This is a genomic window from Pseudorhodoferax sp. LjRoot39, from assembly GCF_964253035.1.
Classification (GTDB): Bacteria; Pseudomonadota; Gammaproteobacteria; order Burkholderiales; family Burkholderiaceae_C; genus Pseudorhodoferax.
Genome location: NZ_CAXUQL020000001.1, coordinates 1,677,856 through 1,694,824, shown reverse-complemented (window position 1 = coordinate 1,694,824; position 16,969 = coordinate 1,677,856). Strand labels below are relative to the sequence as shown.

Here is a 16,969-nt window from a genome sequence, read left to right as displayed (position 1 = left end):
CCTCGTGCAAAAGAGCCGAGGTCCCTTGAGCCCCATGAATGGAACCCCCATGCAACGCCGACGTCTTCTTTCACTGCCCGCCCTGGGCGCCCTGAGCTCCATTCCCGCGACCTTCGGCCTCTCGTCTGCCGCCTGGGCGCAGGCCAAGGACACGGTCCAGCTCGGGTGCCCGGTGCCGATGTCCGGCGCGTTCGCGGCCAACGGCAAGTTCGCCGACCTGGGCATGCGCCTGGCCGTGGAGCAGTACGGCAAGGTGCTCGGCCGCCCGCTCGGCCACACGGTGCTGGACACCGAAGGCAAGCCCGCCACGGCCGTGCGCAAGGTGCAGGAGTCGGCCCAGCAGCAGGGCATCCGCTTCTTCGCCGGCGGCATCCTGTCGTCCGAGACCCTCGCCATGGGCAAGGAAGCGGAGAAGGCCGGCGGCATCCTGATCACGACGGCCGGCGCGGACGAGATCACCGGCAAGGACTGCAACAGCGCGACCTTCCGCTGGTCGGTGCCGACCTTCGGCGCCATCGGCCAGACCGTGCGCCCCCTGATCGACCTGCTGCCCAAGGCCAAGCGCTGGTACACGATCACGCCGCAGTACGTGTTCGGCGACGGCCTGCTGTCGGCGGCCAAGGACATCTTCAAGGAAAAGGGTGTCGAGCATGTCGGCAACAGCTACCACTCGCTGAACGAGAAGGAGTTCAGCGGCTACCTGACGAACGCCATCGCGGCCAAGCCCGACGTGCTGCTGCTGCTGAACTTCGGCGCCCAGTCGTCGGATGCGCTGCGCCAGGCCATCAGCTTCGGCATGAACAAGCGGATGGCGATCCTGGTGGCCTGGGCCTCGGGCCTGGAGCAGTTCGAAGCGCTGGGCGCCGACACCTGCGACGGCATCTACTTCGGCGCCCAGTACTGGCACACGGTCGACTCCCCGCTCAACCGCGAGCTGGTCAAGCGCACGGCCGACAAGTTCAAGTCCAGCCCGAACTACTCGCTGGCCGGCTCCTACATCTGCACCCGCCTGCTGATCGAGGCGATCAACAAGGCGGGCTCCGTGGACCAGAAGGCGGTGATCGCCGCGCTCGAAGGCATGAAGTACCAGGGCCTGACAGGCGACGAAGAGGTCCGCAAGGGCGACCACCAGGTCATCAAGGACTACTACCTGCTCAAGGGCAAAGCCAAGGCCAAGATGGCCAACAAGGACGACTTCGTGGACGTCCTGAGCTCCGGCAAGTCCTTCCTGCCGGTCAACCAGACCGGCTGCACGCTGGGCTGACCGCCTCCCCTCCCCGCCGCGCAGACGGCCGTTGCCGCGCCGACCCGTCGGGGCGGCCCGGCGGCCTGCGCCTGTCGCCCACGCGCGCTTTCGTGAACCCATCCGTATGAGCATCTATCTCCTGCAGACGATCAATGGAATCGGCATCGGCATGCTGTATTTCCTGCTGGCCGTCGGTCTGTCCATCGTCTTCGGCCTGCTGCGCTTCGTGAACTTCGCGCACGGTGCCTTCTACCTGCTGGGCGCCTACTTCTGCTTCCAGCTGACGCGCTGGGGCATCAGCTTCTGGGCGTCCCTGGTCCTGGCACCGCTGGCCGTGGGCGCCCTCGGGTGGTTCACCGAGAAGCTGGTGCTGCGCCACGTCTACGCCAAGGCCCACGAGTTCCACATCCTGGTCACGGTCGGCATGGCGCTCGTGGTGCAGGAACTCGTGATCCTGCAGTGGGGGCCGCTGGGCGACAGCGTGGCCGTGCCCGAACTGCTCGACGGCGTGGTGGTGTGGGGCAGCTTCATCTACCCCAAGTACCGCCTGTTCGTGATCGGCTTCACCGCGGCGCTGGCGGTGCTGCTGTGGTGGGTGCTGGAGGGCACGCGGCTGGGCAGTGCCGTGCGCGCCGGCAGCGAGTCCACGGAGATGGTGTCGCTGCTCGGCCTGAACGTGTACCGCATCTTCAGCCTGGTGTTCGCGCTGGGCGCGGCCACCGCGGCACTGGCCGGCGTGCTCGCGGCCCCGATCCGCGGCGCCGAGCCGTTCATGGGGATCGAGGCACTCGGCGTGGCCTTCGTGATCGTGGTGGTCGGCGGCATGGGCAGCTTCTCGGGTGCGCTGGTGGGCGGTCTGCTCATCGGGATCATCCAGAGCCTCATGAGCACGATCTGGCCCGAGGGCGCCCGGCTCATGATCTACGTGGCCATGGCCGCGGTTCTCCTGCTCCGTCCCCACGGCCTGCTGGGCCGTCCAGCCTGAACACCATGACCAAGCATTCCCACACCCTCCTGGCGCTGGCCATCGTGCTGGCCATGCCACTGACCATGCAGTCCGGCCTGCTGGCCAGCGAAGTGCTGATCTTTGCGCTGGCCGCCATGGGCTGCAATCTGCTGCTCGGCTACACCGGGCTGCTCTCCTTCGGCCAGGGCATCTTCTTCGGCCTGGGCAGCTACTGCATCGGCATCCTGCTGACGCGCTGGCAGTTGCCCATGCCGCTGGCCTTGCTGGCCGCGGTTGCCATCGGCGCGGCCGGTGCGGCCATCGTCGGCTGGGTCTCGATCCGCCAGCGCGGCACCTACTTCGTCATGCTGACGCTGGCGTTCTCGCAGATGTTCTACTTCGTCGCCTACTCGGCGACCGACCTGACCGGCGGCGACAACGGGCTGCTCGACATCCCGCGCCCGCCGCTGCAGGTGGGCGACACGGTGCTGTGGTCGCTGGCCACGCCGTGGCACTACTACGCCTTCGTCGCGGTGCTGTTCCTGCTGTCGTTCTGGCTGCTGCGCCGCATCTGCGACTCGGTGTTCGGCCGCACCCTGCTGGCCGTGCGCGACAACGAGGAGCGTGCCGGCGCGGTGGGCTACAACCTGCGCCTGCTCAAGCTGCAGGCCTTCGTGATCTCCGGCGCGGTCACCGGCCTGGCCGGCGCGCTGCAAGCCATGATGACCGGCATTGCGCCGCTGTCGAACGCGGAGTTCCACACCAGCGAGATGATCCTCGTCATGGCCGTCATCGGCGGCAAGGGCAACCTGCTGGCCTCGGTGCTCGGCGCGGCCTTCTATGTCCTGCTCGGCGACTGGCTGTCCACGCTGTGGCCGCGCTGGCTGCTGCTGCTGGGCATCGTGCTGATGGTCGTGAGCCTGGGCATGCAGCGCGGCCTGTGGGGCCTGCTCGAAGACGTCTGGGGCCTCGTCCGTCCGAAGAAGGCCGACGCGCCCGCCAGTCCGGCTGCCGCATCGTCCGCACAGGAGGGCCGCGCATGACCGCCGCCGCAGCACCCATCCTGCTGGAAGCCAAGGGTGTCCAGAAACACTACGGCAAGTTCGTCGCCCTGGGCGGCGTGGACCTGAACGTCCGGGCCAACACCGTGCATTCGGTGATCGGCCCGAACGGCGCCGGCAAGACCACGCTGTTCCACATGCTCACCGGCAACAAGACGGTGAGCGGCGGCAAGATCGTCTTCGACGGTCACGACGTGACCCACGAGCCGGACCACCGGCGCGTGCGGCGCGGCATGGCGCGCTCGTTCCAGGTCACCAGCCTGTTCCCCACGCTGACCGTGCGCGAGAACCTGCGCCTGGCCGCGCAGGGCGTCGCGCCCGCGGGCGCGCACAACCCCTGGCACCCGCCGTTCGGGCGCCGCGCCCGCGCCGATGTCGTGCAGGGTGTGCTGAAGCGGCTCGGCCTGGAGCGCCTGAGCGACACGCCATCGAGCAACCTCTCGCACGGCCAGCAGCGCCGCCTCGAAGTCGGCATGGCGCTGGCGGCCAGGCCCAAGGCGATCTTCCTGGACGAGCCGACCTCCGGCATGGGTATCGACGACCTGGACGAGATGAAGGACCTGATCCAGGGACTCAAGGAGGAGCACACGGTGGTCCTGATCGAGCACAACATGAACATCGTCATGAACATCTCCGACACGATCACGGTCATGCAGCAAGGCCGCGTGATCGCCGAAGGCAAGCCCGACGAGATCCGCGGCAACGCGCTGGTGCGCACGGCCTACCTGGGCAACATGATCACCGGAGGCAAGGCATGAACGCGCGCATCGGTTCGCAGCGCAACCTCCAGCCGCTGCTCGAAGTCGACAGCGTCCATGCCCACTACGGCAAGAGCCACGTGCTGCAGGGCGTGTCCCTGCAGGTGGCCGATGGCGAGCTGGTCACGCTGCTCGGCCGCAACGGCGCCGGCAAGACGACGACGCTCAAGACCATCGCAGGCGTGATGCCGCCCAGCCAGGGCCGGGTGCGCTTCGGCGGCGAAGAGGTGAACCGGCTGGCGACCCACCAGGTCGCCAAGCGGGGCATCTGCCTGGTTCCCGAGCACCGCGGGGTGTTCAAGCTGCTGACGGTGGAGGAGAACCTGCTGCTCGGCCAGCGCAAGAACTCGCCATGGCAGCTGGCCGACATCTACCGGATCTTTCCGCGGCTCAAGGAGCGCCGCACCAACGGCGGCGGGCAGCTGTCCGGCGGCGAGCAACAGATGCTGGCCATCGGCCGTGCGCTCATGAACGCGCCCCGGCTGCTGATGCTGGACGAGCCCGTGGAGGGCCTGGCGCCGGTCATCGTGGAGGAGATCGTGGCGCAGCTCAAGGTGATCCGCACCGCTGGCGTGGCGATCCTGCTGGTCGAGCAGAACCTGGAGGTCTGCACGCAGCTGGCCGACCGCCACTACATCATCGAGCAGGGCGCGATCGTGCACGAAGCCACGAACGCCGCATTCCTCGCCGACGACGAGGTCAAGGACCGCTACCTCGGCGTGGGGATCCTGTGACCGTGCAACACACAACGAACCAAGAAGAGAAGACAGCCATGCAGGTGACGACCAGCGTCGAGGGCCGCGCCCTGGAGATGCGTGTGGACGGAGGGCGCCTGTGGGCGTCCCTGATGGACCTGGCCGCGATCGGCGCCACGGCCAAGGGGGGCGTCTGCCGCCTGGCGCTCACGGAGCTGGACCGCCAGGGGCGCGACCTGTTCGTGCGCTGGGCCGAGCAGGCGGGGTGCACCGTCCGGGTCGACGGCATCGGCAACATCTTCGCGCGCCGCGCCGGGACCGACCCGGACCGCCCGGCCGTGGTGACCGGCAGCCACATCGACACGCAGCCGACCGGCGGCAAGTTCGACGGCAACTACGGCGTGCTGGCCGGCCTGGAGGTCATCCGCACGCTCAACGCCGCCGGCATCCAGACGCGCGCGCCGATCGAGGTGGTGGTCTGGACCAACGAGGAGGGCTCCCGGTTCACGCCCGTGATGATGGGGTCCGGCGTGCACGTGGGCGCGTTCACGCTGGCGCATGCACTGGCGCAGACCGACGCCGACGGCGTGTCCGTCCAGCAGGCGCTGCAGGCCATCGGCTACGCCGGCCTGGCGCCCACGGGAGCGGCCAACGCGGCGGGGGCGTACTTCGAGGCGCACATCGAACAGGGACCGGTGCTGGAGAACCACGGCAAGGTCGTGGGCGTCGTGACCGCCGCCCTGGGCCAGCGCTGGTACAACGTCCGGCTGACCGGCATGGAGGCGCACGCGGGCCCCACGCCCATGGAGCTGCGCAAGGACGCCCTGCTGGTGGCCGGCCGGCTGATCGCCGAAGTGAACCGCATCGCCACCGTGCGGGCGCCGCACGCCCGCGGCACGGTGGGATCGCTGCAGGTGTTCCCGAACTCGCGCAACGTGATCCCGGGCCAGGTGACGATGAGCGTGGACCTGCGCGCGCCGGACGACGCGCAGCTGCTGGCGATGGACCAGGACCTGCGCGCCGCCTGCGAGCGCTTCGCGCAGGAGAGCGGCATCGCCATCGCGGTCGAGCAGGTGGTCAGCTTCCCGCCGCAGCCCTTCGCAGCACCCTTGGTGGAATCCATCCGCGCGCACGCGAGCGACCTGGGCTACAGCGCCATGGACGTGGTCAGCGGCGCCGGCCACGACGCCGTGTACCTGGCGCGCGTGGCGCCCACGGCCATGATCTTCGTGCCCTGTGCCGACGGCATCAGCCACAACGAAATCGAGGCCGCAGAGCCCGAACACCTGGAGGCCGGCTGCAACGTCCTGCTGCGCGCCATGCTCGCTGCGGCGGAAGTCCAACCATGAAGATCCTCATCGCGCGCTTCAACCACGAGACCAACACCTTCTCGCCGGTGCCGACGCCGCTGGCCGCGTTCGCGCCCACCTTCGGGCCGGACGCCTACACGGCCAACAAGGGCATGCGCACGGCCATGGCCGCGTTCATCGACGCGGTCGAGGCCATCGGCGCCACACCGGTGACGCCGGTCTCGGCCACGGCCAACCCCAGCGGCCCCGTGCACGCGGCCGCCTACGACGAGGTGACCCGGTGCATCCTGGACGCGGTGCCCGGTTGCGACGCCATCCTGCTGGACCTGCACGGAGCCATGGTGGCGGAGAACACGCCCGACGGCGAGGGCACGCTGTTGGAGCGCGTGCGCGCGGCCGCGCCCGGGGTGCCCATCGGGGTGGCGCTGGACCTGCATGGCAACCTCACCGAGCGCATGGTGCGCCATGCGGACGTGATGGTGGGCTTCAAGACCTACCCCCACATCGACATGTACGAGACGGGCGAACACGCCGGCCGGCTGCTGCTGCAGATGCTCCAGGGCCAGGCCAGCTACGAGGTGGTCTGGAAGCTGCTGCCGCTCATGAGCCACACGCTGCGCAGCACCACGCTGGGCGGCGAGATGCAGAGCGCGGTGAACGCGGCCAGGGAACTGGAGCGCAGCGGCGTGCCGGCCGTGACGGTGTTCAGCGGCTTCGCGCTGGCCGACATCGCGGCCCCGTGCATGTCGGTGGTGGCGACCGTGCGCCAGGAAGACGCCGCCGCCGGCCAGGGCGCCGTGAACGCGCTGGCCGATGGCATCTGGCAGCGGCGCGAGGGCTACCGCTACGACAGCGAGCCGCTGGCCGACTCGCTGGCGCGCGCCAAGGCGATGGCCGAGGGGCAGGACAAGCCCATCCTGCTGCTCGACCACGGCGACAACTGCATGTCCGGTGGCACCTGCGACACCATGGACGTGCTGCAGGAGGCGCTCGCCCAGGGCCTGAGCGGCATCGCGGTCGGCCCGGTCTGCGACCCGCAGGCGGTGGCCGAACTCGTCGCCGCCGGCGTGGGCGCCGAGGTCGAGATCGCGCTGGGCAACAAGGTGCCGCTGGAGCACATCGGCCGCCAGGCCCGGCCGCTGCAGCTGCGCGGCACCGTGCGCGCCGTGAGCGACGGCTGGTACACCGTGACCGGGCCGATCTACCGCGGCCAGCGCTTCCACATGGGCCGCACAGTGTGCCTGGACACCGGCGCGGCCCGGATCGTGGTGACCGAGCAGACGCAGGAACCGTGGGACCTGGCGGTGTTCACCTGCGTCGGCATCGATCCCACGCAGGCCACCTACGTGCTGCTCAAGTCGCGGATGTACTGCCGTCCGGTGTTCGTGCCGCTGTCCGGCGGACTGGTGGAGTGCGACAGCGCAGGCGTCACCACGGCGGACTTCGGGCGCTTTCCGTACGCCAACATCCAGCGGCCGGTCTTTCCGTTCGATCTGCTCTGAGCCGCCCTCGCCGCGGCGCAGGGCGGTTTGCGGCCTTCAACGCGCGGCGTTGCGCTTGCGGGTGGCTGCTGCCTTTTTGGCCGAGGCGGAGCGCTCTTCAGGCGTGCGCGCGGCGGAGGCCTGCCCGCCGAGCTTGCCGCCTTTCCTGGAGGGCGACTTGTCCACGGCCTGGCCGCGCCCCGAGCCGCTCTTCTTGCCGCCGCCGTCCTCCTTGTTGACGGTGGCCCAGGCGCGCCGCTCGGCCTCGCCTTCGGCCACGCCACGCTGTTCGTAGCCCTTCTCGATGTGCGCGGCCAGCCGCTTCTGCTTGTCCGTGTAGGACGACTTGTCGCCTCTGGGCATGCTGCTCTCCCGGATGGATGCGCAGGCACCGCGCCCACGCTGCAGGCCAGTCTGCGCCGTGCTTCGGCACGCCGCGTGTCCGACGGCGGCATGCGGGTGCGTCAGACGGCGCGCGGACCGACCGGCCCACCCGCCGGCAGCACCAGGGCTTGCGACATGCTGCGCAGGGCCACGCCGAAGCCGCCCGGTGCGCGCGGATCCGTGCGTGCGCTGGTCCACACGCGGGGCCGGGCGCTGAACACGACGGGCACGCCCGCGTCCTCCAGCGCCTGGACCAGGGCCACATCCTCGCTGCTGCGCAGCGGCGCGAAGCCGCCTGCCAGCCGGTAGGCCTCGGCCGTCATGCCGAGGTTCGCGCCATGGATGTGGCGGTGCCCGTCGACCGGCCGGTAGTGGTGGTCGAAGGCCCGCGCCAGCCGCCCGGCCAGCGCGCCATGGGCGCTCCAGTCGCGCACCCAGACGCATCCGCAGACCGCTTGCGCGCCCACGCCCAGCTGGGCGGCGATCCAGTCGTCGGCGACGAGCGAGTCGGCGTCCGTGAAGGCCAGCCAGCGCGCGCCGCGGGCCAGCAGCAGCTCGGCACCGGCCTGGCGCGCCTGGCCGACATTGCGGTGCGCCAGCGACAGCGTGTGCGCGCCCTGGGCGGCGGCGCAGGCGGCCGTGCCATCGCTGCAGGCATCTGCGACGACGACGATCTCCACGGCTTCGCCCTGCAGGGCCGGATGGCGCGCCGCCACCTGCACGGCGGCCACGGCCGCGGCGATGTGTGCGCGTTCCTCGTGCGCGGGAATCGCCACGCCGATCACCGGATGCCCTCGCGTTGCGCCACCGAGCGTGCGTCGCGCGCCCACACGCGCAGGCAGAAGTCGTCTTCGGTGTGGACCACCAACGGCGCCAGGCCGGTGGCGCCCAGCAGGGCGTGCACGTCCTGCGTGGGGCAGGCGCGCTGCGCGAACGGCGCGCGCCAGTCGCAGGCGACGAGCACGCCGTCGGCGTCCAGGCTGGCGGCGCAGTGCTGCGCCACCTCCTGCATCGCAGTGGCCGACAGGAAATAGCCGATCTCGGACAACACCACGAGGTCGAAGCGTTCGCCGCAGGGCCAATCACGCGGCAAGCGGTGTTGCGCCAGTTGCACCTGCGCCAGCCCGGCGGTGCGCGCGCGCGCCGTGCGCAGCGCCTGCGCCGAGAAATCGGTGGCCAGCACACTGTCGCAGCGCATGGCCAGTTCGCGCGTGAGCTCGGCGCTGCCGCAGCCGGGCTCGTAGCAGCGCCGGAACCGCTCGCGCGGCAGGCTAGCCAGCAGCAGCGCGCGCTTGCGCCGCTCGTACCAGCGCTCGCGCGTGCCGTAAGGGTCGCTCGCGCCGGCGTACAGGCCGTCGAAGTAGCCGCGCATGCGCGCTGGGGATCCTTCGGCTTCGCCTGCGGAGCGAGCACCTTGGGGCGGCCCGGCGGTGCTCATTGGAGATCCTTCGGCTTCGCCTACGGAGCGAGCACCTTGGGGCGGCCCGGCGGTGCTCATGCAAACACCAGCTCGAAGGGGCGCCGTGCGCGCACCTGCATCGAGGCCCGCAGGATCGGCGTGTGCGCGCAGCCGGGGTCGTGCTCCCATTGCGAGGCGAAGGTCTGCAGCGCCGCGCTCTTGCGCGCCACCGCCTGCGGCGACAGCGTGACCAGGTGGGCCTGCGCCCAGGGCATGCGTGCATCGCCGCACTGCGCCCAGTGCCAGCCCCAGACCGGCACCTCGTACACGCGCGCACCCACCTGTGCGGCGGCGGCACGCGTGGTGCGGCCCGTGGCTTCGTGGTCGGGATGGCCGTCCAGCGTCCAGGTGGTGAAGACCCGGTCCGAGGGCTGCAGCGTGCGCAACAGCAGCGCGTGCAGCGCATCGGCCTGTGCGGCCACGCGGCCATCGGCCAGGCCGGCGCGCAGCACGGCCGCACCGCTGCCCAGCCGGGCCAGCGCCAGGCGGGTCTCGGCGCGGCGCCGCGCCGCGAGACGCCCGGGCGGCCAGCGCGTGGAGCCGGTGTGGCTGGCTTCGCCATCGGTCACGGCCACGAGCAGCGCGCGGCGGCCCAGCGCTGCGGCGTGCGCCAGCAGGCCGCCCACCGCAAGCACCTCGTCGTCCGGATGCGGCGCCACGACGACCGCACGCGCGCCCGGCGGCAGCAGCTCCTGCGGCGCCACGCGCGGCAGCGCGCGCGCCTGCAGCCAGTGCTGCCAGTGCAGCTCGGGCGTGCCGTCGCCGGCCTCGATGCGGCGGCTGTCTACAGCGTCCAAGGGTCGGCCTCGCGTTCGAGCGCGCGGCCCAGCGCCGCGAGGTCGCGTTCTGCATGGCTCTGGCGCATGAAGATGGGCAGATCGGCCATCGCCCGCGCCAGCGCCGCTTGCTTGCACAGCGGGCCGGCGCCCAGGGCGCGGCCGGCGTGGCGCAGCACGTCGTCGGCGCCCCGCTCGACGGCCAGCCGCACGCGCAGGGCCCAGGCCTGCGCGTCCTGCGACGGGTGGCGGTCGATCCAGGCGGCGGCCTCGCGCAGCAGGGCCGCGCAGGCGCCGAGCGCCACGTCGATGGCGCCCAGGTGCGCACGCTGGTGCGCGTCGGGTTCGCGTTGCGCCAGCGCCGCCTGCACGGCCTGGGCGATGCCCACGGCACCGCCCCACCAGCAGGCGGCGATGCCGGCACCGCCATGCCAGAAGCCGGGCCGGCGCACATAGGCATGGGGTGGCCCGACCGGGGTGGCGAGCGCGTCGTCGAACAGCACGTCGACGCTGCCGGTGTCGGCCATGCCGACGGCGGCCCAACCCGCGTTGCCGACCTGCACGCCGGGCTGGCGCAGGGCCACCGCCGCGAGACAGGGTTCGCCAGCGGCATTCCAGCCGCTGACCAGCGCATGGTCGAGCAGCGCCGCGCCCGAACACCAGGCCTTGCGGCCGCGCAGGCGCAGCCGGCCATCGCTGTGGGGCCACATGCTCAGCCGGGCCTGCGGCGGCTCGGCGCACCAGGTGCCCCAGGCACCGGCAGGGGCCGGGCCACAGCCCAGTTCCTCCTGGATGGCCAGCGCATCGGTGTGGCCCTCGTAGAGCTTGGCGAGCGCGAGATCGCGCTGGGCCACGGCCGCGAGGCGGCGCCAGCGCTCCAGCGTCCGGCCGCTCCCGGGCAGCGGCAGGCGCTCGGCACCGGGCGCGACCAGGGCCTGCAGTGCGCCGGCCACGGCGCCAGGCCCGGTGCCGGCCGGCGCATCGTCCATGCCGAGGCCGATCCGGGCGTTCATCGCCGCGCGCTCAGGCGGTCTCGTTTTCCACGCTGTGCTTGAGCTGCGAGGCCTTCTGGTGCGCATCCTGCACGGCCTGCTGCAAGGCAGGGTCGACCTGGCCCGCATTGCGGCAGGCGGCCATGGCGCGGTCGGCGGTCTGCTCGATGTCCTTGACGGCCTGCGTGAGTTCGGCCTTGTCGGTCAGCGAACGTTTGGTGCGGGCCTGCTGGTGCAGATCCTGCACGGCCTGCTGCAGCTTGGCGTCGGCCTGCCCGTTCTTGAGCGCGGCGATGGCCTTGTCGGCTGCGGATTCGATGCCGTCGATGGCTTGCTGAAGTGCTTGTGCGTCCATGGTGGAGTCCTTGTGGGTTGATTTCAGGAAGAAGGACGATCCCATGGGCCCGGTACCCGCCGTGCGCGACGCGGGCCCTTGCGCGTGTCAGGCAATGGCTGACGCCGCCCCGGTGCCGAGGCCGCCAGCCCGTGCTGCCGAACTGCGGCGGCGCGGGCTGGCGCGCACGGAGCACGAGCGGCCGGTCTGCGCAGGCGTTGATGTCCCAGGGCGGCACCCCGAGGGCCCGAGCGCACGGGCCAGCGCACTCACGGGCAGCCGGTCGGCGTCCCTTCCGCAGGCCGCCGTCCACCGTCTCCCGAAGGGCGGACCTGCAGTGCGAACGCGCTGCCCAGCAGCGCCAGCAGCACCGGCGCGAAGGCCACGACGCCGACGACCTGCAGCAACACCCCGCCGGCGATGCCGCCACCGGCGATCGCGGCGTTCCAGGTGGTCACGAGCATGGACTGCGCGACGTCGGCCTCCTCGGCCGCGGCGTTGGCCAGCGCGGTCTGGAACAAGGTGGCGGCACCGCCGAAGGCCAGGCCCCAGGCCGCCAGCGCGGCGAACATCCATGGCGCGGATTGCGTCGCCAGCGCCAGCACCGCCACGGCCGCGCCGAACACCGTGGTGCTGGCGAGCGACAGGCGCTGCAGGTGCCGGTCGACCAGCAGGCCGGTCAGCCCGATGCCGGGCAGCGCCGCCAGGCCGAACACCAGCAAGGCCATCTCCACCTGCCCGCCCAGACCGCGCGCGGCGAGGTAGGGCGCGATGTAGGTGTACAGGATGTTGTGCGCCAGCACATAGGCCAGCACCACGAGCAGCACCGGCCGGACACCGCGCATGCGCAGCACGCTGGCCAGCGGGCGGCGCTGCCCGGTGTGCTGGCCCGCGAAGTCCGGTACGCCGAGCCGAATCCACGCGAGCAGGCCCAACGCCAGGATGCTGGCGGCCCAGAAGCAGGCGCGCCAGCCGGCCCACTGCCCGAACCAGCTGCCCGCGGGCACGCCCAGCGACAAGGCCAGCGGCGTGCCCGCCATCGCGACCGCGATGGCACGGCCGCGCAGGCCGGGGCCCACCAGGCGTGCGGCATAGCCGGCCAGCAAGGCCCAGAGCAGGCCGGCCGACATGCCGGCCACCAGCCGTGCCGCCATGGTCCAGAAGAAGCTGCCCGACCAGGCCGTGACGCTGTTGGCGAGCACGAAGCCCGCCACGGCTGCCATCAGCAAAGGGCGGCGGCGCACGCCGCGCGTGACGGCCACGAGCGGTACCGCGGCGAGCAGGGAGCCTAGCGCGTAGGCGGTGACGGTCTGGCCCACCCAGGCCTGCGACACGCCCAGATCGGCCGCCATCTGCGGCAGCAGCGCGGCCGGCAGCGCCTCGGTCAGGATGGTGACGAACGCGGCCGTCGCGAAGGCCAGCAGCGGCGACCAGGGCAGGCGGTCGGCATCGGAGGCGGCCTTCATGCGCGCAGCCCCTGGTAGACGGCGTCGCGCAGGTCGTTGACGAAGCGGCCGTGCATGCCTTCGTACAAGGTGTTGGTCAGGGCCACCACCGTCAGCGCCCTGGGCCGGTCCACGAACCAGGAATGGCCGTAGGCGCCGCCCCAGCGCCAGGTGCCGGGCGACTCGGGCGACGCGGCGGCGGCGGGATCGCGCAGCACGGAAAAGCCCAGGCCGAAGCCCAGGCCCGGGCCGGCGGCCAGTTCCGCGCCCTGGGTCTGGTCGCGGCCCATCTCCGCCAGCACGGCCTCGGGCAGCCAGCCGTCAGCGCCGGTGCGCAGCGCCTCCAGCAGGCGCAGCAGGTCGCCGGCCGTGCCTGCCATGCCGGCGCCGCCGGAGGGGTAGGCTTGGCGGTCGAAGATCCGGCCGGGGCTGAAGGCGATGCCCACCGTGCCATCGAAGGGCGCTGCGACCTCCGCCTCCTGCAGCCGGTGCGGGCCGGCCGTGCCGTTCACATAGGCCGTCGCCATGCGTTCGGGCGCGTCGCAGAAGAAGCCGCTGTCCACCATGCGCAGCGGCCCCGTCACCAGCGCACGGACGGCATCGGGCAGCGTCTGCCCCGTCACGCACTCGATCACCGCGCCCAGCACGTCGGTGGCCAGCGAGTAGGCCCAACCCGTCCCGGGCGGGTACAGCAGCGGCACCCGGGCGATGCGGCGCAGGTTCTCCGCGAGGTCGATGCCGCTGGCGTCCATGCCGTCGGACACGCCGGCCTGCGCATGGGGGCCGTTGCCGTCGGGCTCGAAGAAGCGGTAGCCCAGGCCGGCCTGGTGGCTGAGCAGTTGGCGCAGCGTCAGCGTGGGCGCCGTGCCATCCGGCAGGCGTGGCTGGAACGCGGGCAGCCAGCGCGTCACCGCATCGTCCAGGGACAGGCGGCCCCGGGCGCACAACACCAGCGCCGCGGCGCTCACGATGGGTTTGCTGGCCGAAGCCAGGCGGAACACGGTGTCGAGCGCCATGGGGCGCTGCAGCTCACGGTCGGCCCAGCCGATGGCGCGGCTGTAGCGTGGCTGGCCGTGCTGGTGCACGTGCACCACCGCGCCGACCAGGCGCTCTTCCTGCAAGGCGCTGGCGAGCACCGCGTCGATGCCGGATGCGAGGGAGGGTGCAAAGGTTTGCGCCAGAGCCTCAGCGGGCTGTGCGGCAACGGGAAGAGCCATGGAATCTGTCCTTTCTTGACATGACCCCAGGACCTTAGAAGCCCGGCGATCAAAGAAAAAGCCGGGTAGAGTTCCGCGCTCTCAGGACGGGGATGTCCGCAATGGGGAGAGTGGCGATGGACAGCCTCAACGGCTTCGTGGTGTTCGTGCAGGTGGCGCAGGCGCGCAGCTTCGCCGGGGCCGCCCGGGTGCTGGGCGTGTCGGCCTCGGCGGTCGGCAAGAGCGTGGCGCGGCTGGAGCAGCGCCTGGGCGTGCGCCTGTTCCACCGCAGCACGCGCAGCATCGCGCTGACCGCCGAGGGCCGGCTGTTCCTCGAACGCAGCCGCCGCATCCTCGACGAGATCGAGGCCGCCGAAGGCGAGCTGTCGCAGGCGACGGCCGCGCCGCGCGGCCGGCTGCGCGTGGGCTTGCCGCTGGTCAGTTCGCTGGTCCTGCCCGTGCTGGCGGACTTCATGCGCCAGTACCCGGAGATCGAGCTCGACCTGGATTTCTCCGACCGCCTGGTGGACATCGTCGAAGAGGGCTTCGACGCCGTGGTGCGCACCGGCCAGCCCGCCGACTCGCGGCTCAGCGCGCGGCTGCTCGGCGCATTCAGCCGCATGCTGGTGGCGTCGCCCGACTACCTGGCCCGGCACGGCACGCCGGCCACGCCGCAGGACCTGGCGCAGCACCGCTGCCTGCACTACCGCTACGCCCACAGCGGCAAGCTGGAAGTCTGGCCGCTGCCGGCCGCGCCCGACGGCCGCGAGACCGTGCTGCCAACCTCGATGATCTGCAACAACATCGAGACGCGCCTGTGCTTCGCCCTGCAGGGGCGCGGCATCGCCTGGCTGCCCGACTTCGCGGTGCGCGAAGCGCTGGCGGACGGGCGGCTGGTGCCCGTGCTGCCGGCGCAGGTGCACAGCCGGGGCGTGTTCCACGTGCTCTGGCCTGCCGGCAGGCACATGACGCCCAAGCTGCGCGCGCTGGTCGATTTCCTGGCCGACCAGGTGTTCGCGCGGCAGGCATCGCCCGCGCAGCGCGCGTCGGACGCTGGCCTCAGCCGCGCAACGCAGGGCGCTGTGCTGCGGCACCGGTGAGGCCCCCACGCGGCGGCCTCGCGCGGCGACCTACCGGCCCTGCCGCCAGTCCAACAGCGCCTGCCGCACCTGGTCCACCACGCCCGCCCAATCGCCACGCCGGGCCTGGCGGAACAGCCGCGTGCGCGGATACCAGGGTGTGTCGGCGCGCCCGCGCAGCCAGCGCCAGTCGACGCGGTAGGCCGGCAGCAGCACCCAGCAGGGGCGGTCCAGCGCGCCGGCCAGGTGGCAGCCGGCGGTGTCCACCGAGATCAGCAGGTCGAGCTGGGCCAGGATGGCAGCGGAGTCGGCGAAGTCCTCGATGGCGCTGCCCAGGTGCACGAGCGGCTGGCCGGGCGGCGGCCGCTGGCCCTCTTCCTCGCCGGCCCATTTCTGCAGGCTCACGAAGGCCACGCCCGGCACCTGCCAGAGCGGCGCCAGCAGGGCAAGGCCGGGCAGCGAGCGCTCGGCGTCGTTGTCGTGCCGCGGGTTGCCGCGCCAGACCAGACCGACCTTGCGCGGTGCCTGCGGGATGCGCGGTGCCCAGCGCGCCACGTTGGCGGGGTCGGGCCGCAGGTAGGGCGTGTCTGCCGAAATGGTCTCCAGGCGCGTGCCGCAGAACAGCGGCAGGTTCTGCAGCGGTACCCAGAAGTCGTGCGCCGGCAAGGCGGCCGGCGCGTCCTGCAGCGCGATGTGCGCATCGGCGCCGGCCACGCTGCGCATGAGACCCAGCAGGGACGGCGTGCTCGCGTAGGTGAGGTGCGCGGGACCGTGCAGTTCGCGCAGCAGCCGCAGGTAACGGCAGAACTGCAGCTGGTCGCCATGGCCTTGCTCGGGCCAGACCAGCAGGCGCTTGCCCTGCAGCGGCTGGCCAGTCCATTGCAACGCGGCGCCGGGCGGTGGCGGCTCGGGGAAGCCCGGAACCACAGCCGTGGGCGGCAGCAGCGCGTAGCTCTGCGCGGCGTGGTCGAAGCCTTCGGCCAGCCGGCCTACCGACAACAGCAGGTGGCCCAGGTTGATCTGCGCGGAGGCCAGGCCGGGCGCCTGCGCCACGGTGGCGCGCAGCACCTGCTCGGCTTCCTGCACGCGGCCCAGGTCGTACAACAGGGCCCCGAGGTTGGACGCGTGGCGCGCGTCCTGCGGCGCCAGGCGCAGGGCCTCGCGGTAGTGCCATTCGGCCTCGGCCTCGTGCTGCGCGTCCGGCCGGCGCGCCAGCACGCCGGCCAGGTGGTTGTGCAGGTCGGCCAGGCCAGGCGCCAGCGCCAGCGCGCGCCGCTGGCAGGCCTCGGCCTCGTCGAGCCGGCGCAGCTGCTCCAGCACCAGGCCCAGGTTGGTCAGCGCGGCCAAGTCGTCGGGCTGCAGCGCCAGCGCGCTGCGGTAGGCGGTCTCGGCGTCCGCCAGGCGCCTGCGGGCCGCGCACAGCACCCCCAGGCCGACCCAGCAGCGCGCGTCGGCGCTGCCGTCGTCGGCGGCGGCCTGGTAGCAGGCCAGGGCCTCATCGTCGCGGCCCTGCGCGCGCAGCAGGCTGGCCAGGTGGTGGGTGGCCAACGCATCGGGCTGCAGCGCGAGCGAGCGGCGCCAGCAGCGTTCGGCCTCGGCCGGGCGCTCGCCGAGCCGGGCGGCGATGCCGCAGGCACTCCACAAGGGGGCGTCGCCGGGTGCGGCCTGCAGGGCCTGCGTGCCCAGGCGCCAGGCCAGCTCGGCGTCGCCGCTGTCGAGCGCGTCGAGCACGCGGTCCAGCGCATCAATCGCCATGCGGGGCGGTGGAACAGGTCATGGGAGCCGGCATCGTAGTCCAGCCGGCGCC

17 protein-coding genes are annotated in these 16,969 nt (G+C 72.1%); 8 read left to right on the top strand and 9 right to left on the bottom strand.

The genetic code is table 11. The annotated features are described in order from the left end of the window. Positions 1 to 49 precede the first annotated feature (49 nt). The 7 genes from ACSQ4M_RS08105 (at position 50) to ACSQ4M_RS08075 (ending at position 7,518) form a co-directional block, all read left to right on the top strand. Positions 50 to 1,264 carry an ABC transporter substrate-binding protein gene (locus ACSQ4M_RS08105; RefSeq protein ID WP_436189073.1) on the top strand — a complete coding sequence of 405 codons (1,215 nt, stop codon included), beginning with the start codon at positions 50 to 52 and terminating at the stop codon, positions 1,262 to 1,264. A 106-nt stretch (positions 1,265 to 1,370) separates the two neighbouring features. After that, the gene (locus tag ACSQ4M_RS08100) at positions 1,371 to 2,231 is read left to right on the top strand and encodes a branched-chain amino acid ABC transporter permease (protein WP_436189072.1); all 861 of its coding nucleotides are present in this window, start codon (positions 1,371 to 1,373) and stop codon (positions 2,229 to 2,231) included. A 5-nt stretch (positions 2,232 to 2,236) separates the two neighbouring features. Continuing rightward, positions 2,237 to 3,235 carry a branched-chain amino acid ABC transporter permease gene (locus tag ACSQ4M_RS08095; protein ID WP_436189071.1) on the top strand — a complete coding sequence of 333 codons (999 nt, stop codon included), beginning with the start codon at positions 2,237 to 2,239 and terminating at the stop codon, positions 3,233 to 3,235. Next, complete coding sequence (locus ACSQ4M_RS08090; protein ID WP_436189070.1) at positions 3,232 to 4,011, top strand: ABC transporter ATP-binding protein; 780 nt, start codon at positions 3,232 to 3,234, stop codon at positions 4,009 to 4,011. The genes ACSQ4M_RS08095 and ACSQ4M_RS08090 overlap by 4 nt, the downstream gene beginning before the upstream one ends. Continuing rightward, entirely contained in the window at positions 4,008 to 4,745 is a 738-nt protein-coding gene (locus ACSQ4M_RS08085) for an ABC transporter ATP-binding protein (protein WP_436189069.1), read from the top strand. Before ACSQ4M_RS08090 ends, ACSQ4M_RS08085 begins: the two co-directional genes overlap by 4 nt. Before the next feature lie 38 nt (positions 4,746 to 4,783). Continuing rightward, a complete protein-coding gene (locus ACSQ4M_RS08080; RefSeq protein WP_436189068.1) occupies positions 4,784 to 6,055 on the top strand; it encodes a Zn-dependent hydrolase in 1,272 nt (423 codons plus the stop codon). Then, positions 6,052 to 7,518, top strand: coding sequence for a M81 family metallopeptidase (locus tag ACSQ4M_RS08075; protein WP_436189067.1), 1,467 nt, complete (start codon positions 6,052 to 6,054; stop codon positions 7,516 to 7,518). Before ACSQ4M_RS08080 ends, ACSQ4M_RS08075 begins: the two co-directional genes overlap by 4 nt. Before the next feature lie 36 nt (positions 7,519 to 7,554). Here the strand turns inward: ACSQ4M_RS08075 and ACSQ4M_RS08070 are convergent, their stop codons facing one another. The 8 genes from ACSQ4M_RS08070 to ACSQ4M_RS08035 form a co-directional block, all read right to left on the bottom strand. After that, entirely contained in the window at positions 7,555 to 7,860 is a 306-nt protein-coding gene (locus ACSQ4M_RS08070) for a plasmid stabilization protein (protein WP_436189066.1), read from the bottom strand. 101 nt (positions 7,861 to 7,961) lie between these two features. Continuing rightward, entirely contained in the window at positions 7,962 to 8,666 is a 705-nt protein-coding gene (locus ACSQ4M_RS08065) for a glycosyltransferase (protein ID WP_436189065.1), read from the bottom strand. Next, on the bottom strand, positions 8,663 to 9,253 hold the full coding sequence (locus ACSQ4M_RS08060; RefSeq protein ID WP_436189064.1) for a methyltransferase domain-containing protein: 591 nt from the start codon (positions 9,251 to 9,253) through the stop codon (positions 8,663 to 8,665). Before ACSQ4M_RS08060 ends, ACSQ4M_RS08065 begins: the two co-directional genes overlap by 4 nt. 122 nt (positions 9,254 to 9,375) lie before the next feature. Beyond that, the gene (locus tag ACSQ4M_RS08055) at positions 9,376 to 10,137 is read right to left on the bottom strand and encodes a PIG-L deacetylase family protein (RefSeq protein WP_436189063.1); all 762 of its coding nucleotides are present in this window, start codon (positions 10,135 to 10,137) and stop codon (positions 9,376 to 9,378) included. Next, on the bottom strand, positions 10,125 to 11,129 hold the full coding sequence (locus ACSQ4M_RS08050) for an acyl-CoA dehydrogenase (RefSeq protein WP_436189062.1): 1,005 nt from the start codon (positions 11,127 to 11,129) through the stop codon (positions 10,125 to 10,127). The genes ACSQ4M_RS08055 and ACSQ4M_RS08050 overlap by 13 nt, the downstream gene beginning before the upstream one ends. A 10-nt stretch (positions 11,130 to 11,139) precedes the next feature. After that, a complete protein-coding gene (locus ACSQ4M_RS08045; protein WP_436189061.1) occupies positions 11,140 to 11,463 on the bottom strand; it encodes a hypothetical protein in 324 nt (107 codons plus the stop codon). Between the two features lie 248 nt (positions 11,464 to 11,711). Beyond that, the gene (locus ACSQ4M_RS08040; RefSeq protein ID WP_436189060.1) at positions 11,712 to 12,908 is read right to left on the bottom strand and encodes an MFS transporter; all 1,197 of its coding nucleotides are present in this window, start codon (positions 12,906 to 12,908) and stop codon (positions 11,712 to 11,714) included. Further along, positions 12,905 to 14,104 (bottom strand): serine hydrolase domain-containing protein, encoded by a 1,200-nt coding sequence (locus tag ACSQ4M_RS08035; protein ID WP_436189059.1) that lies wholly within the window; start codon positions 14,102 to 14,104, stop codon positions 12,905 to 12,907. Before ACSQ4M_RS08035 ends, ACSQ4M_RS08040 begins: the two co-directional genes overlap by 4 nt. A 116-nt stretch (positions 14,105 to 14,220) precedes the next feature. Here ACSQ4M_RS08035 and ACSQ4M_RS08030 point away from each other — a divergent pair, with 116 nt between their 5' ends. Next, the gene (locus ACSQ4M_RS08030) at positions 14,221 to 15,183 is read left to right on the top strand and encodes a LysR family transcriptional regulator (RefSeq protein ID WP_436189058.1); all 963 of its coding nucleotides are present in this window, start codon (positions 14,221 to 14,223) and stop codon (positions 15,181 to 15,183) included. 30 nt (positions 15,184 to 15,213) lie between these two features. Here the strand turns inward: ACSQ4M_RS08030 and ACSQ4M_RS08025 are convergent, their stop codons facing one another. Then, positions 15,214 to 16,917 carry a tetratricopeptide repeat protein gene (locus tag ACSQ4M_RS08025; protein WP_436189057.1) on the bottom strand — a complete coding sequence of 568 codons (1,704 nt, stop codon included), beginning with the start codon at positions 16,915 to 16,917 and terminating at the stop codon, positions 15,214 to 15,216. Positions 16,918 to 16,969 lie beyond the last annotated feature (52 nt).